The 15284-nt window shown below is 64.2% G+C and carries 17 protein-coding genes; 2 read left to right on the top strand and 15 right to left on the bottom strand.

Going from position 1 to position 15284, the window contains the following annotated elements:
* Window positions 1-3 precede the first annotated feature (3 nt).
* From XI06_RS24425 to yajC, 6 genes are read right to left on the bottom strand one after another with little or no spacing between them, the layout of a single operon-like run.
* Window positions 4-1248 carry a threonine ammonia-lyase gene (locus tag XI06_RS24425; RefSeq protein ID WP_237862191.1) on the bottom strand — a complete coding sequence of 415 codons (1245 nt, stop codon included), beginning with the start codon at window positions 1246-1248 and terminating at the stop codon, window positions 4-6.
* Between the two features lie 45 nt (window positions 1249-1293).
* Complete coding sequence (locus tag XI06_RS24420; RefSeq protein WP_237862189.1) at window positions 1294-2157, bottom strand: phytoene/squalene synthase family protein; 864 nt, start codon at window positions 2155-2157, stop codon at window positions 1294-1296.
* On the bottom strand, window positions 2154-2537 hold the full coding sequence (locus tag XI06_RS24415) for an Mth938-like domain-containing protein (RefSeq protein ID WP_237862187.1): 384 nt from the start codon (window positions 2535-2537) through the stop codon (window positions 2154-2156). The genes XI06_RS24420 and XI06_RS24415 overlap by 4 nt, the downstream gene beginning before the upstream one ends.
* 60 nt (window positions 2538-2597) lie before the next feature.
* A complete protein-coding gene (gene secF / locus XI06_RS24410) occupies window positions 2598-3623 on the bottom strand; it encodes a protein translocase subunit SecF (protein ID WP_237862185.1) in 1026 nt (341 codons plus the stop codon).
* Window positions 3624-3639: 16 nt separating this feature from the next.
* Window positions 3640-5238, bottom strand: a complete 1599-nt coding sequence (gene secD, locus XI06_RS24405) for a protein translocase subunit SecD (RefSeq protein WP_237862183.1) — start codon at window positions 5236-5238, stop codon at window positions 3640-3642.
* A 49-nt stretch (window positions 5239-5287) separates the two neighbouring features.
* Window positions 5288-5656, bottom strand: a complete 369-nt coding sequence (gene yajC / locus XI06_RS24400) for a preprotein translocase subunit YajC (protein WP_057755761.1) — start codon at window positions 5654-5656, stop codon at window positions 5288-5290.
* A 179-nt stretch (window positions 5657-5835) separates the two neighbouring features.
* Between yajC and XI06_RS24395 the strand changes: the two genes are divergently transcribed.
* Window positions 5836-6828 carry an ATP-binding protein gene (locus XI06_RS24395; RefSeq protein WP_237862181.1) on the top strand — a complete coding sequence of 331 codons (993 nt, stop codon included), beginning with the start codon at window positions 5836-5838 and terminating at the stop codon, window positions 6826-6828.
* 153 nt (window positions 6829-6981) lie between these two features.
* On the opposite strand, the gene XI06_RS24390 is transcribed toward XI06_RS24395, so the two are convergent.
* Window positions 6982-8379 (bottom strand): LysM peptidoglycan-binding domain-containing M23 family metallopeptidase, encoded by a 1398-nt coding sequence (locus XI06_RS24390; RefSeq protein ID WP_237862179.1) that lies wholly within the window; start codon window positions 8377-8379, stop codon window positions 6982-6984.
* Window positions 8380-8488: 109 nt separating this feature from the next.
* Window positions 8489-9139, bottom strand: a complete 651-nt coding sequence (locus XI06_RS24385) for a protein-L-isoaspartate(D-aspartate) O-methyltransferase (protein WP_237862177.1) — start codon at window positions 9137-9139, stop codon at window positions 8489-8491.
* Between the two features lie 240 nt (window positions 9140-9379).
* Between XI06_RS24385 and XI06_RS24380 the strand changes: the two genes are divergently transcribed.
* Window positions 9380-9751 (top strand): response regulator, encoded by a 372-nt coding sequence (locus XI06_RS24380; RefSeq protein WP_237862175.1) that lies wholly within the window; start codon window positions 9380-9382, stop codon window positions 9749-9751.
* Window positions 9752-9754: 3 nt separating this feature from the next.
* Here the strand turns inward: XI06_RS24380 and surE are convergent, their stop codons facing one another.
* The 7 genes from surE to scpB all read right to left on the bottom strand — a co-directional run bounded on the left by surE (window position 9755) and on the right by scpB (window position 15266).
* Window positions 9755-10522 (bottom strand): 5'/3'-nucleotidase SurE, encoded by a 768-nt coding sequence (surE, locus tag XI06_RS24375; RefSeq protein WP_237862173.1) that lies wholly within the window; start codon window positions 10520-10522, stop codon window positions 9755-9757.
* Between the two features lie 132 nt (window positions 10523-10654).
* Window positions 10655-11020: a hypothetical protein gene (locus tag XI06_RS24370; protein ID WP_237862171.1), complete on the bottom strand. Its 366-nt coding sequence runs from the start codon at window positions 11018-11020 to the stop codon at window positions 10655-10657.
* 96 nt (window positions 11021-11116) lie between these two features.
* Window positions 11117-12448, bottom strand: a complete 1332-nt coding sequence (serS, locus tag XI06_RS24365) for a serine--tRNA ligase (RefSeq protein WP_237862169.1) — start codon at window positions 12446-12448, stop codon at window positions 11117-11119.
* Between the two features lie 216 nt (window positions 12449-12664).
* Window positions 12665-13477, bottom strand: a complete 813-nt coding sequence (gene tatC, locus XI06_RS24360; protein WP_237862167.1) for a twin-arginine translocase subunit TatC — start codon at window positions 13475-13477, stop codon at window positions 12665-12667.
* The gene (tatB, locus tag XI06_RS24355; RefSeq protein WP_237862165.1) at window positions 13474-14025 is read right to left on the bottom strand and encodes a Sec-independent protein translocase protein TatB; all 552 of its coding nucleotides are present in this window, start codon (window positions 14023-14025) and stop codon (window positions 13474-13476) included. The genes tatC and tatB overlap by 4 nt, the downstream gene beginning before the upstream one ends.
* 88 nt (window positions 14026-14113) lie before the next feature.
* The gene (locus tag XI06_RS24350) at window positions 14114-14347 is read right to left on the bottom strand and encodes a twin-arginine translocase TatA/TatE family subunit (RefSeq protein WP_237862163.1); all 234 of its coding nucleotides are present in this window, start codon (window positions 14345-14347) and stop codon (window positions 14114-14116) included.
* 166 nt (window positions 14348-14513) lie between these two features.
* Window positions 14514-15266 carry an SMC-Scp complex subunit ScpB gene (gene scpB / locus XI06_RS24345; protein WP_237862161.1) on the bottom strand — a complete coding sequence of 251 codons (753 nt, stop codon included), beginning with the start codon at window positions 15264-15266 and terminating at the stop codon, window positions 14514-14516.
* Window positions 15267-15284: the final 18 nt, after the last annotated feature.

The following is a 15284-nucleotide window of genomic DNA, read 5'->3' as shown; positions in this document are numbered from 1 at the left end:
GCCTCAGGTGCAGCGCGCGCTCAATCCGGATGCACCGAGCTTGGCCATGACCTCGTCGAGATGAGCGCTATCACGGGTCTCGATGACGAGTTGGAGCAGCGTCGCCTTGGCCGGCAGGTCCGAGAAGGTTCGCTGATGCGAGACCTCGATGATGTTGGCACCAGCCTCCGCCAGCAGCGCCGCGACCGCGGCCAATTGGCCGGGCCTGTCAGGAATATCGAGCGAGAGCTGCGTCAGCCGTCCCTCGCGCGCAAGCTCGCGCGTCAGCACCGAGGCGATCAGCCTGGTGTCGATGTTGCCGCCGCTCAGGACCAGACCAACCTTCTCGCCGGCAAAGCGCGTGGGATCTGACATGAGTGCTGCAAGACCTGCAGCGCCCGCGCCCTCGACGACCGTCTTCTCGATCGAGATCAGGGTGGCTACCGCACGCTCGAGCTCGGCTTCATTGACAAGCGCGATGTCGTCGACGAGGCCGCGGACGATCTCGGTGGTGATCTTGCCCGGCGACTTGACCGCAATGCCTTCGGCCAGCGTATCGCCCCGCGCCGGCAGATTGCTGCCATGGATGGCATTGTACATCGAAGGATAGAGCCAGGCCTCGACACCGAGGATGCGCAGCGAAGGCTTGATCGATTTCGCCGCAATGGCGATGCCGCTGATCAGGCCACCACCCCCGATCGGCACGACCAGCGTGTCGAGCTCCGGCACCGCCTTGAGTATTTCCAGCCCGACCGTGCCCTGCCCGGCAATCACCAGCGGGTCGTCATAGGGGTGGACGAAGATCATGCCGCGGGCTTCGCCATGGCTGCGCGCAAATGCAGCCGCCTCCTCCAGCGTCGCCCCGGTGACGACCACCTCCGCGCCGTGATGTCGGGTATTCTCGACCTTCACCATCGGCGTGCCCACAGGCATGACGATGGTGGCGGGAACGCCGAGCCGCCTGGCGTGATAGGCGACGCCCTGCGCATGATTGCCCGCCGACATGGCAACGACGCCGCGCGCACGCTCTTCCGGCGTCAGCGCGTTGAGCCGGTTCAGCGCGCCGCGCTCCTTGAACGAGGAGGTGAACTGGAGGTTCTCGAATTTAAGCCAGAGGTCGCAGCCACATATGTTGCTCAGCGTTCGGCTGTAGCTGCAGGGCGTCTCGACGACGGCGCCGCGGATGATTTCGGCTGCAGCGTGAATGTCAGCCGGCGTAACCGGAAAGCCGCTCAGATCGGGGATTGCGGTTTGGGACAATTCGGCCATGGGACAGCATAGTGCATTTGCCCCATACGCGCGATAAGCCGACCGCTATTTGGTAAATTCCCGGGAGCGTGAAGCCCGCCACAGCGTCCAGAGCGTACGCAGCCGCGACACCGGCTGCGGGGCGAAGGGGTTGCGCCCAGGCCGCGCCAGGCGATCGAGATCGGCCTGTGCCTGGCTCAGCGGCAGGAACGCAGCCCGCGCCGACGGCGGCAGCTGTGCCAGCAGGGACGACGCTGTCGCCAGATGCTGCCGCGCATCGCCGATCAGTTGGTTCAGCGCGGCATGGAGATTGGGCGTCGCCTTGCCCGAGAATACATCCTCCATGGCACAGCCATGGCCGGCCAGGAGTTGTTGCGGCAGGAACAATTGCCGATGGGACGCGTCCCGGGGCAGATTCGCGATCACGTGCGCAATACCCTGCGCCAGCCCGGCGTGCCGTGCCACATGCTCGGCCGCATCGGAAGTGTCGCCCATGATCCGCGCCGCGAGCGCGAACAGGGCCGAAGAGGTTGCAGCCAGATAGCCTTCGAGCGCCGTCATGGTCGGCATCGGATCATTGTAGAGATCGAACTGATGCTCGTCGACCAGCAGCGACAGCGGCTCGACCGGCAGGTCAAAATCGCGGATTGCGCGCAACAGTTCCGCCGCCACCGGATTGCCCTCGGCGCTGCCGTGGGCCAGGCCCGAGAATAGATCGGTCCACCATTGGAAGCGGATCTCGCCGGGCAACGGCTGGCTCACCTGATCGCGAACGCGGACGATCTCGACATTGAAGGCGTAGAGCGCGAGCATCGCCCGGCGCGCCGCGGCCGGTGCGAACAGCGTCGCGACGTAGTGCGGAAAGTCGTGGCTGCGCACGAGGTCGGCGCAATATGTCACGGTGTCGGGCGGCGTCGCAGCGCTGCTCATGGCACCGCAATCAGCGCGGCCGCGACGCGGCGCCGTTCGCCGATCATGATGTTGTAGGTGCGTACGGCCGGCCCGGTCTGCATCGTGTCCAGCACCACCCTCACCGCTTTGAGCGCCTGGCGCAGCTCCGGCGGCGGCAGCCAGAGCCCGGTTCCGGTGCCGACCAGCAGCGTGTCGATGCTGTTGGCGGCCGCAAACACCCGATCCAGAGAATAGCGGTCGATCTTGGTGGGATCGGTCACGTCCCAGGCCCAGATCGCATCGGGCAGGCACAGCAGCGAGCCCCGGTGCGACATGCCGCCAAAGGCGAAGCCACCCTTGCCATAGGCCTCGATCGGCGCCGAGCGCGGGAAATGGGGAGCGTTGGGATCGCCGGCCATGAGCTTCGTCCGAATGAGGCTATCACCCTCGCAAACCCATGCGAGGGCATGCGGTTCGGATCATGCCTTGTTTTTCTTCGCCGGCGGAGCCTCTTCCTTCGCATCCTCGCGATGCTCGCCGACGCCGAGATAGATCAGGATCGGCGCTGCGATGAAGATCGAGGTGTAGGTGCCGACCAGCACCACGCCGAACATCATGACGGCCGTGAAGCTGTGAATGGCGTGACCGCCGAACAGCAGCAGCGCCAGCAATGCCAACGTGACCGTCAAGTGGGTGATGATCGAGCGCGACAGCGTCGAATTGATGGACTCGTTCAGCAGCTGCGGCATCGGCATCTTCTTGTAACGCCGCAGCATTTCACGGATGCGGTCGTAGATGACGACGGTGTCGTTGAGCGAATAGCCCAGAATGGTCAGAAGCGCCGCGATGCTGGTCAGGTCGAAATCGACCTGGCTGATCGACATGAAGCCGATCGTCAGCACGATATCGTGCACGTTGGCAATCATGGCGCCGAGCGCGAACTGCCATTCAAACCGGAACCAGAGATAGATCAGGATCGCAACGATGGCCAGCATCAGGCCGGCCATGCCCCAACCCAGCAGTTCACCGGAGACACGCGGACCCACCACCTCGACGCGGCGATACTCCACGGACTCACCGAGGGCGCCGCGAACCTTGTCCACCGCTTCCTGCTGCGCCTTGTCGCCGCCCGGCTGCTCGGCAACGCGAAGCAGCACGTCGGCGGGGCCGCCGAATTGCTGCAGCTGGACTTCGCCGAGACCGAGGCTGCCAAGCGTCGTGCGCATCTGTGCAAGATCGGCTGTGCCCGACTTGGCCCGTACCTCCATCAAGGTGCCGCCCTTGAAATCGATGCCGAAGTTCAGGCCATGCGTGAAGAACAGCACGATGGCGACGATCGAGAGCGTTGCCGAGATCGGGAACGAGATCCGGCGGAACTGGGTGAAGTCGAAATGCGTGTCGTCTGGCACGATACGCAGCGACGGCAGCAGGCCGAGCACGCTGACCACGGTCAGCACGGCAATCAGCACGCCGAGAGAGATGAGTACGAGTTGAGTAGTGGTCACAGCCGGCCTCGAATGATCAAATCGGCACAGTCTTCGGCCGCTTCCACTGCACCCACCACGCCACGATCAGACGGGTCATGGTGAAGGCGGTGAACACAGTGGTGATGATGCCGATACCGAGCGTTACAGCGAAGCCGCGCACCGGTCCGGTGCCGATCATGAACAGCACGGCAGCGGCAATGAAGGTCGTGATGTTGGAATCGAGAATGGTCGCAAGCGCCCGCTTGAAGCCTGCATCGATCGCAGAGATCGGGCTTCTCCCGCCGCGCAGCTCCTCGCGGATGCGCTCATAGATCAGCACGTTGGAGTCGACCGCGATGCCGACGGTGAGCACGATGCCGGCGATGCCTGGCAGGGTCAGCGTGGCGCTTAGCAGCGACAACAGGCCGAAGATCATTGCGACGTTGATACAGACGGCGATATTGGCGAACACGCCAAACAGCCGGTACGTCAACAGCATGAACACGACGACCATGATCGAGCCGACATAGGCCGCAAGCTCGCCCTTCTCGATCGAGTCCTGGCCGAGGCCCGGACCGACGGTGCGTTCCTCCACCACCGTGAGCGGCGCCGGCAGCGCGCCGGCGCGCAACAGGATCGCGAGGTCGTTGGCCGATTGCACGGTGAAACTGCCGGAGATCTGGCCCTGGCCGCCGGTGATCGGCTCGCGAATGACCGGCGCCGAGATCACCTTATTATCGAGGATGATCGCGAAGGGCAGCCCGACATTCTCCTGCGTGGCCTGCGCGAACTTGCGCGCGCCCGAGGTATTGAACTTGAAGCTGACGACAGGCTCATTGGTGCGCTGGTCGAAGGTCGCTTGGGCGTCGGTCAGGTCGCCGCCCGCAACCAGCACCTGCTTCTTGACCACATAGCCGGCCGGCGGCGGCGTGGCGGCCGGCAGGAACTCAGTGTCCGGCGGCAACCCGCCCTGCTGGGCCTGGTCCAGCGGCACCGAGGGATCGACCATGCGGAATTCCATCTTCGCGGTCTTGCCCAGCAGCTCCTTCAAATGGGTGGGATCCTGCAAACCCGGCACCTGCACCAGGATGCGGTCGTTCCCCTGACGCTGGATGATGGGTTCGACGGTGCCGAGTTCGTTGACGCGCTTCTCGACGATCTGGATCGACTGCTCGATGGTCTTGCGCAAGCGCTCGATCATCGCGGGCTCCGGAATACCGAGGCGGATCAATCCACCACCGGCGTCGGCGACTTCAATGTCGCGCTGGCCGCTGGACCCCATGAGGCCGCCAATCGGCTGCGCAAGCTCACGCAACTTGGCGAGCGTCGTCTGGAGATCCGCGTCCTTGACGCGCACCTCGACCGCATCGCCCTTCGTGACGAGACCGGTGTAAACGATCTTGGCCTCGCGCAGAACGCGACGAACGTCGTCGCGAATCTGGTCGAGCTTTTCCTTCTTCACATAGCTGGAATCGACCTCGAGCTGCAGCGAGGAGCCGCCCTGCAAGTCGAGACCCAACACAAGGCGCCGCTGCGCCCAGGCGGGCCAGGTCTTGACCTGCGCTTCGGAGAAGAAGTTCGGAACCGCAAAGAGGCACACGATCAGCGCCGTCAGGATGATCCCGAGCGCCCTCCACCGCGTGAAATACAACATCGACTGGACCTGTCAGATCAGGAGATTTGAGATGCTCGCAGGAAAGCGCTCACTTCGCCCCGGCGTCGTCCTTGGCGCTTTCCTTCGCGCTGTCCTTGGCCGGCTCGCCCTTGGCGCGCACCCCCGAGATCATCGAGCGCATCTGGCGCACGCGCACACCGTCGGAAATTTCGAACTCGATCTGGTCGTCATCGACCACCTTGGTGACCTTGCCGACGAGGCCGCCCGACGTCACGACGGTGTCGCCGCGGCGGATGTTCTTCACCAGCTCGGCGTGGTCCTTCACCTTCTTCTGCTGCGGACGCAGAATCAGGAAGTACATGATCACGAAGATCAGGGCGAACGGCAGCAGCGACATCAACATGCTGTTGGTGTCACCGGCGCCCGCGGCCTGGGCATACGCAGGGGTAATCAGCATTCGGACGATCCTCGTGGAAACGGGGGAAGCCGGTCAGGCCTTGACGGCGACCGGCTCGGTCAAATTCGCGCGGACTATAGCGACCACCGCCCCAATTGCAACGCTGCCAGACCGGCGATTTGGCTACCTTGCGGCGCGCCGTCAGGCCCGATAAGGCTGCATTCTCAGGAACTTCGGACATGCCCAAAAACCTCAGCAAAAGCCCGGCCGGCAAAGGCCCCCGTATCCCTGCCACGAAGCGCGCCCAGGTCGCGGCAAAACGCCCCAATGCGGTCTCAAAGGCTGCTCCAAAGGCCTCCCCCGACCTTACCCAGGAACGCATTGTCCGCGCGCTGGAGACCATCGCGGCCCACCTCGTCGCCCAGGGCAAGCCGACCGTGGAGCGTGAGTCGTTCGACCGGGCGGACGCCTATGTCTGGCACCCCGACGGCCGCCTGGCCGCGGTGCCGCGGGTCAGCCGCGTCGAGCTGTTCCTGCTCAAGGGCGTCGACCGGATGCGCGACATCCTGATGGAGAACACCGAGCGCTTCGCCAACGGCCTGCCCGCCAACAATGCGCTGCTCTGGGGCGCGCGCGGCATGGGCAAGTCGTCGCTCGTGAAGGCTGCCCACGCCAGCATCAACGCGGACCGCAAAGCCTCCGACAAGCTCAAGCTGATCGAGATCCATCGCGAGGACATCGAAACGCTGCCGATGCTGATGGGGAAGCTTCGCGACGCCGACTTCAACTTCATCGTGTTCATCGATGACCTCTCCTTCGACGGCAATGACGCGTCCTACAAATCGCTCAAGGCCCTGCTCGAAGGCGGCATCGAGGGCCGACCCGAGAACGTCATCCTCTACGCGACCTCGAACCGCCGCCATCTGCTCGCGCGCGACATGATCGAGAACGAACGTTCGACCGCGATCAATCCGGGCGAAGCGGTCGAGGAGAAGGTTTCGCTGTCGGATCGCTTCGGCCTCTGGCTCGGCTTCCACCGCTGCAGCCAGGACGAATATCTCGCCATGGTAAGCGGCTATTGCAGCCATTTCGGCGTCAAGGTCGACGACGAGGCGCTGGAGCGTGAAGCGCTGGAATGGTCAACCACGCGCGGCTCGCGCTCGGGCCGCGTCGCCTGGCAGTTCGTGCAGGAGCTGGCCGGCCGGCTCGGTGTTAAGCTGACGACAAAATAGCCAGGCTATCCCTACACTCGAAACTGTCATCGCCCGCGAAAGCGGGCGATCCAGTATTCCAGTGGCGATTGTGATCGATCGAGAGGCCGCGGCGTACCGGGTCGCCCGGTCGAGCCGGGCGACGACACCTCTATTGCGGAGGCGACGTCGGCCTCAGGCCCCGTTGAGGAATTGAAGCGGGTCAACCGGGCTCGATCCCTTACGGATCTCGAAGTGGAGCTGCGGCGACGCCACCTCCCCTGATTGACCCGACTTGGCAATGACCTGACCGCGCTTGATAGTATCGCCGCGCTTCACCAGCAGCTCACTCGCATGGGCATATGCGGTAACGTAGCCGTTGGAGTGCCGAACCAGGACCAGATTGCCGTAACCTTTCAGCTCGTTGCCGGAATAGGCGACGACACCGTCTTCAGCCGCCTTGACCGGCGTACCCTCGGGCACCGCGACATTGATGCCGTCATTGGACTTGCCGTTGGTCTTGGCGCCGTAGCTCGTGATCACCTTGCCGCGCACCGGCCAGCGGAAGGTCGGCAACGAGCTGGTGGTCTCGGCCGCCTTCGCGGGCGCCTCGGCCGCGGGCTTCTCTTCGATATTGGCGGTGGCCTGGGCCAGACGCGCGCTCTGCGCCGGTTGAGCAACAGCGGCCATCTTGGTGGCAGGCGCCGGAGCGGCCGCAACTGGCTGCAACGCAGCCGCGACGGGCGCCGCACCGACGGGCGCCGGAGCAAGCGGAGCGGCAACCGCCGCGGTCTTGGCGCCCGGTACAGTCAGCTTGGTGCCGAGCTTGAGCTTCGCGGACGGCTCGAGACCATTGGCGCGAGCAAGCTCGGCCGCGGAGATGTGGTTCTTGCGCGCGATGCTGGCGAGCGTGTCGCCGTGATTGACGAAGTGGAAGCTGGGCGGAGTAGCGACGGCTGCAACCGGCTTCGGCGCGATCGCAGGCGCCGCGGCAACCGGCGCGGTGACCGGCACTTGTGCAGCAACCGCAGCCCCCGGATGCGGGATGACGATCTGCTGGCCTGGCGAAAGTGCGCGCGGGCCCTTGTAGCCGTTGGCGGCAAGGATCGCCTGCGGCGTCACATGATAGCGCTTGGCGAGCACATCGAGCGTGTCGCTGGTACCCACGATGATCTTGGTACCGCCAGCCGGCTGCGCAGCCACGACGGAGCGCTGCGGCACGGTGCCGGTGGTTTCGAGACGCGGCTGGGCCGGCGGCGTGTAGGAGCCGAGCCCCCGCCCGCCTCCAGAGACGCCGCCACCCGCTGCAACGGGATAGGATTGCGGCGCAGCCACTGCCGGCGGCGGCAGCGCCTGGGACTGATAGTAGCCCGGCTGGGTCTGCGGCCGCGCATATTGCGGCAGGTCTCGCTGCGGCGGCGGGGCCTGCTGCACCGAACCGGTCTGCTCGGAGGAGAAGGGATTGGAGAAGTTCGACTGGGACAGCCGCGACGACATGTCGGCACTGCACCCTGCGAAACTGAAGGAAATCAGCGCCAGCACCGCGACCTGCGGTACGCGGCGCGAGTAAAGCAACTCGGCGACAACAGACATGGTTACTCACTCGTACGCAACAGAACTGGTGTTTTAAGTAAACACGCGCCAAGTAAATAACGGCTTAACCCTCCCAATAAGATGTTGGATGCACTGCTGATCCGGAGTTTTACAGCTCCCGCGCCACGCCCGGCAGTGCCGGCACGAAACGCACCTCCACGAGTTCCTTGCGTTGGATCCCGGTCTCGCTGCGGCTGAGCCGCGTCAGCGTCTGCACGCCCTGGTGCGGGCCGACCGGCGCGATCAGGATGCCACCAACCTCGAGCCGCTCGATCAGGTTCTCCGGAATCTGCTCCACCGCGGCGGTGACGATGATGCGGTCGAACGGACCGATGTTCGGCGGTAGGTTCAAGCCGTCGCCGAGCATCACCTCAACATTGTGACAGCCGAGCTTTTCGAGCCTGGCGCGTGCCGCGTCCGCGAGCTTGCGATAGCGCTCAACGGTCAGGACCTCGCGCGACAACTTCGACAGCACGGCGGCCTGGTAGCCGGAGCCGGCGCCGATCTCGAGCACGCGGTGGCTCTTCTGAAGCTGAAGCTGCTCGGTCATGTAGGCGACGACAAAGGGCTGGCTGATGGTCTGCCCGCAGGCAATCGGCAGCGCGCTGTCACGATAGGCGCCGTCACGATCGGAGGCCTCGACGAAGAGCTCGCGAGGCACCTCCTCCATGGTCCGCAACACGGTCTGATCGCTGATGCCGCGACGTCTCAGCGTGAGCTGAAACATCATTTTTTCCGGCGGGGGCTGATTGGAGATCATCGCTGCTTATGTCGTCTCATCCGGTCCGGATCGATGGTTTCTGCGCCAATGTCCAGGGCCAGAATCTTGTTCCTGCTCAGGAACCGATGATAGCCCTTTGGGCTTAGGGTTTGACCATAAATTGGCTCGCAGCCGAAGCGCCTCCACGGCCATTTTCAAGTGCCGGTTGGCCGAAACGCGCATTGCGTCGATTCGCGTTATCTGCGAACGTTTTCGGGAATGGGCAAGGACTCAACGACAATGACCGCGACAGGGCTTTCGGGCCGCTCTGTATTCCTCGTCGAGGACGAGGTCATGATCCGAATGATGGTCGCGGATATGCTGGAGGAGCTCGGCTACAAGGTCGCAGCCGAAGCGGGAGACATCACCGAGGCCATGCGGCTCGCCCAGGCGACCGATTTCGACATCGCCATCCTCGACGTCAACGTCAACGGCAAGGTGATCTCGCCGGTCGCCGACGTCATAAAGGCCAAGGGCTGCCCCTTCATCTTCGCGACCGGCTATGGCTCATCGGGCTTGCCGGAGCAATATCGCGACCGGCCCGCGCTTCAAAAGCCGTTTCAGCTCGACGCGCTCGGCAAGACCATCGAAGCCGCCCTTCGCGGCGGCTAGCTGTTACTTCAGCGTCGCACTTAGCTCTTCCGAAAACGCTTCATTGGTGCGGTCGAGCCGCAGCGGGGTGACCGAGACGTAGCGTTCGCGCAGCGCCGCGAGGTCAGTGCCTTCGGCCGGCGTGTCCATCATCGCCGCGCGCTCGAAGCCGATCCAGAAATAAGGATTGTTGCGGCCGTCCCTGCGCTCGTCGATCCTGAGGAAGCCGAGATTGCGCTTGCCCTGCCGCGTCACGCGAATGCCGAGCACGTCCTCCGGCGCGCAGGACGGGAAATTGACGTTAATGACGGTATCCCTGGGGATTCCGGCCTTGATCACCTTGCGCAGGATATCAGGACCGAATTTGCGTGCGGTGTCCCAAGGCGGCCGCTCCCGCGTCTCGACGCTGAATTCCTGCGACAGCGCGAATGACGGGATACCCAGAATGGTGCCTTCGAGCGCACCGGCGATGGTGCCGGAATAGACCACGTCCTCGGCAACGTTGCGCCCCTTGTTGACCCCGGAGAGCACGACGTCGGGCAGCTTGGCACCGAGGATATGACGCGCGCCCATGATGACGCAGTCGGTCGGCGTGCCGCGCACGGCAAAGCGCCGCTCACCGACCTCGCGCAGACGCAAGGGATCGTTCAGCGACAGCGAATGCGACACGCCGGACTGATCGAGCTCGGGCGCCACCACCCAAACGTCGTCGGACAGCGCGCGTGCGATCTCCTCTACGACCTTGAGGCCGGGAGCATGGATGCCGTCGTCATTGGTGCAGAGAATGCGCATGCCGGTGGTCGATTCCTGGGCTGGGGTCAGGCCGTCTTATCCGGCTATCACACATCAGGCAAACCGCCTTCGGCGCAGTCCTGACCCGTGATTCCCGCTCATTGCCGCAGCGCAGCAATTGCCCCGTTCGCTCTAGCGGCGGACCCGCCATTGCGGCAGGAAGCGCGCCAGCCTGCCCTCTGCACGCAGTTGCATTGCCGGCACGACCGGGCTCGCGACGGGCGTTGTTTCAATCACACCGAGCGTCTTGAGTTGCGCGATGAGCGGCTCAGCCACCGGCATCTGGGGATAGCGGCCCCGTGCCAGCGTCACCGCCTTGTCAAAATCCTCGACATTGACGCCGGCCTTTGCTCTGCGGCCCTGAATGAGCGCGTCGTCCCATAGCCGTGCGATGTCGATGTCCAGTACACCACGCAAGCGCTGGTCGACGGCCTGGATGCCGGCACCGGTCACCGCCCATTGTCGGCCGATCCAGAAGATGTCGCGGTGCAAGGCCATGAACGGCGGTTTCGGGCTCGGTGGTCACCGGCAGGATAGCCGGCGCCCCGAACTTCGCAACCAAACGTTTCTGCCATTGCCATCGAGCAATCGCACCTATTCGCGCGCGACCACTTTCAGGCCGCCCATATAGGGCTGGAGCACGCTGGGGACCGCGATCGAGCCGTCCTCCTGCTGATAGGTCTCCATCACAGCAATCAGCGCGCGGCCAACAGCGGTGCCGGAGCCGTTCAGCGTGTGCACGAAGCGCGGCTTGCCGTCAGGACCACGCGAGCGCGCATCCATGCGCCGCGCCTGGAAGTCGCCGCAGACCGAGCAGCTCGAGATTTCGCGGAACATGCCGCCGTCGCCCTGCCCGGGCATCCAGACCTCGATGTCATAGGTTTTTTGCGACGAAAAACCCATATCCCCTGCGCAGAGCGTCATCACGCGATAATGCAGGTCGAGCTTCTGCAACACCTGCTCGGCGCAGGACAGCATCCGCTCCAGCTCGTCCTTGCTGGTCTCGGGCGTGGTGATCGAGACCAGCTCGACCTTCGTGAACTGATGCTGGCGGATCATGCCGCGGGTATCGCGCCCCGCCGCGCCCGCCTCGGCGCGGAAGCACGGCGTTAGCGCGGTGAGACGCATCGGCAACTGCTTCTCGTCGAGGATGGACTCGCGTGCGAGATTGGTGAGCGAGACTTCCGCCGTCGGGATCAGGCCGAGGCGCTCGGTCTTCAGCCGCTCATGATCGGGCGCAGCGAGCAGCTCGCCTTTGATCGCCCAGAACTGATCGTCTTCGAATTTCGGCAACTGCCCGGTGCCAAACATCACCTCGTTGCGCACGAGCAGAGGCGGATTGATCTCGGTGTACCCGTGCTCGGTGGTGTGCAGGTCGAGCATGAACTGGCCGATCGCGCGCTCGAGCCGCGCGAGCCCCTTCTTCAGCACGACAAAGCGCGCGCCGGAGAGTTTTGCTGCCGCCTCGAAATCCATGTAGCCGAGCGCGGTGCCGAGATCGTCATGCAGCTTCGGCGCAAAGCCGTAGCTGCGCTTGGCACCGAACACGTGGTGCTGGATGTTGCCGTGCTCGTCGACGCCGTCGGGCACTTCATCGAACGGAATGTTCGGAATCGCAGACAGCTCTTTGGTCAGCTCTTCGTCGGCAGCCTTTGCGGCGGCCTCGAGCTCAGGCATCGTGGTCTTGAGCTCGGCGACCTCGGCCATCAGTTTGGCAGCTCGCGCCTCGTCCTTGGCTTTCTTGGCGTCGCCGATTTCCTTGGACGCAGCATTGCGCCGCGCCTGCGCCTGCTCGGAGGCGAGGATCGAGGCCCGCCGTCGCTCGTCGATCGCGAGCAGCGATGCCGACAACGGCTTCAGGCCTCGCCGGGCGAGGCCGGCGTCGAAGGCTTGCGGATTATCGCGGATCGATTTGATGTCGTGCATGGCTGTGGTCCTGGATCAACGTGCAAACAGTCAACGTTCGACGTTGTATGTTCGCACTGGCGCGTCTCCTAGCACAGGCCTCATCACCCGCGAAAGCGGGTGATCCAGTATTCCAGAGACGGCGAGGATTCCTCGATAGGCCGCGGCGTACTGGATGCCCCGCCCCCGTGCGCAATTGCGCAACTAGACCGGGCATGACCGCTGAGGGTGCGGCCCCTACTCCGCCGGATTCGCGTCCGACGACGCGTTAGTGCCCGATGACGCCTGCGAGGCAGCTGCCTTCTTCTCCACCATCGACACCGAGATGATCGAGCCCTCGTAGAGCGCGAGCAGCGGAATCGCCAGCGAGCACTGGCTGAGGATATCAGGCGGCGTCAGCACGGCTGCGATGATGAAAGCCAGCACAATGAAATAGCGGCGCTTCTCGCGCAGCATCTTTGACGTGATGATACCGACCCGCCCAAGCAGAGTCAGGATCACTGGGAGCTGGAAGGCGATGCCGAAGGCGAAGATCAGCGACATCATCAGCGAGAGATATTCGCCGACCTTGGGCAACAGCTGGATCTGGGCGGTCTCGTCGCCTCCCATCTGCTGCATGCCGAGCGAGAAGCGCACCAGCATCGGCAACACGACGAAATAGACCAGCATCGCGCCCAGCACGAAGAAGAACGGGGTCGCGACCAGATATGGCAGGAAGGCCTGCTTCTCGTGCTTGTAGAGTCCGGGCGCGACGAACTTGTAGATCTGCGTCGCCACGATCGGGAACGAGATGAAGCCGGCACCGAACAGCGCGAGCTTGAGCTGGGTGATGAAATATTCCAGCAGCGCGGTGTAGATGAATTTCGAGTTCTCGGCGCCCGCGACCCACACGAACGGCCAGACCAGCACGTTGTAAATCTGCTTGGCGAAGAAGAAGCAGAAGATGAAGGCCACGCCGAAGCCGAGCAGCGCCTTGATCAGCCGCGACCGCAGCTCGATCAGGTGGTCCATCAGCGGGGCTTTGCTGGCCTCGATCTCGGCGTCGCTCATGACGCTTTGGCGTCCTTGATCGCCTCGGATGGCGCGGTGTCCTGCTGGACGGTCTCTTTTAAGGTCTCTTGGGTGACCGGAGCCGGTTCGACCTCTCGCGTGATGGCGAGAGGCTCATTCACCGCCGCATGTGCCTCTGCTTCTACGAAGGTCTCCGGCGTTGGAGCCTCCGGTGTCGTTGGCGTCGTCGGCGCGTCACTTGAAGTCGCGGGTGGCTCGATGGCAGCGGTCGGAGTGGTCTCAGCCGGCTTGTCGAGCGCATCGACGCGCAGCGCGTCGCTGACGTCCTTCTGCAGCGAGGTCATCAGACCGCCGCCGGTGAAGCCGGAAGCAGCTTCCTTGACCTCGTCAAAGCTCTTCTTGAGGTCGGCCATCTCGGCCTCGCGCATGGCTTCCTGGAACTGGCCCTGGAATTCGGCAGCCATCTTGCGCGCCTTGCCCATCCACTGGCCGACCATGCGCAAAACGCCCGGCAGCTCTTTCGGGCCAATGGCGACCAGGGCCACGACCCCGATCAGAACCAGCTCACTCCAGCCGATGTCGAACATGACGTCTTCCGTTCACGCGAAATCACGATCGGCCCAATCCCTCACGCGCAGGATCGGGTCCGTTTCCCGCGTCTCGCGTGCTCCTGGCTCAGACGGCCTTGCTGCCGACGTCGGATCGCGCAGCGGTCGGCGCGGCGTTGTGCTCGATGGCCTTCGAGGGCTCCTGCTTCTCAGCCGGCTTGTCGTCGTCCTGCATGCCCTTCTTGAAGGCCTTGATGCCCTGCGCCACGTCGCCCATCAGATCCGAAATCTTGCCACGGCCAAACAGCAGCAGGACCACTGCGATCACCAAGATCCAGTGCCAAATGCTAAGTGAACCCATCCTGCAACCCTCCAAACGCGCATGGCCGGGACCCGGCCGATCTTGACCGGAACGTAGGCTTCGCAAGGCCCAAAAACAAGGACCAAGGCAGCGCCAATTCGCTGTTGGCGCTACGTAATCTTGCTAGTGTTAACCGGTCGCAGGGGGCCCGTAGAAGGCCGGAGGATCACGCCTCGCCGCCACCCTCACCGCCCTCATTGCCACCTTCCGGCGGCGTCTCCGGCTCGACGGCAGGCGCCAGCGCCAGATCGAGCTCGTCGCCCGGTTCCAAGGGATCCTCGTCCTCACGCAGCGCCGGATCATCCGACGGCGTCGGTACGCTGAACCCGGTCGGCAGGCGCGAATCCAGGAGGCCTGTGCCCTTCAGCTCCTCCAGACCCGGCAGGTCGCCGAGCTGTTCCAGGGTGAACTGCGACAGGAAGTCCTCGGTGGTTCCGAAGGTCAAGGGACGGCCGGGCGTCTTGCGGCGGCCGCGCGGCTTGATCCAGCCGGTCTCCAGCAGCACGTCGAGCGTGCCCTTGGAGGTGACGACGCCACGGATCTCTTCGATCTCGGCACGCGTCACCGGCTGGTGATAGGCGATGATCGCGAGCACCTCGATCGCCGCGCGCGACAGGCGCTTGGTCTCTGTGCTCTCGCGCGTCATCAGCCAGGCGAGATCGCCGGCGGTGCGGAACGTCCATTTGTTGGCGACGCGCACGAGGTTGACGCCGCGCAAGGCATAGTCGGCCTGGAGCTGCTCAAGTGCAGCCTTCACGTCGACGCCCTCGGGCATACGCTTGGCCAGCGTCGCGGTATCCAGTGGTTCGCTCGAGGCGAAAAGCAGCGCTTCCAGCAGCCGCAATTCTTCGGGACGTGCCTGGGTTTCATTCTCCATCGGCTCGGCCTCTTCTACCCGCACTTCAGCCAGGCTTGCCATGGCAGCTTCTCCTTCTTG

It is taken from the genome of Bradyrhizobium sp. CCBAU 11434, assembly GCF_028128895.1.
Lineage (GTDB): Bacteria > Pseudomonadota > Alphaproteobacteria > Rhizobiales > Xanthobacteraceae > Bradyrhizobium > Bradyrhizobium zhengyangense.
This window is presented reverse-complemented; position numbering and strand designations above follow the sequence as displayed.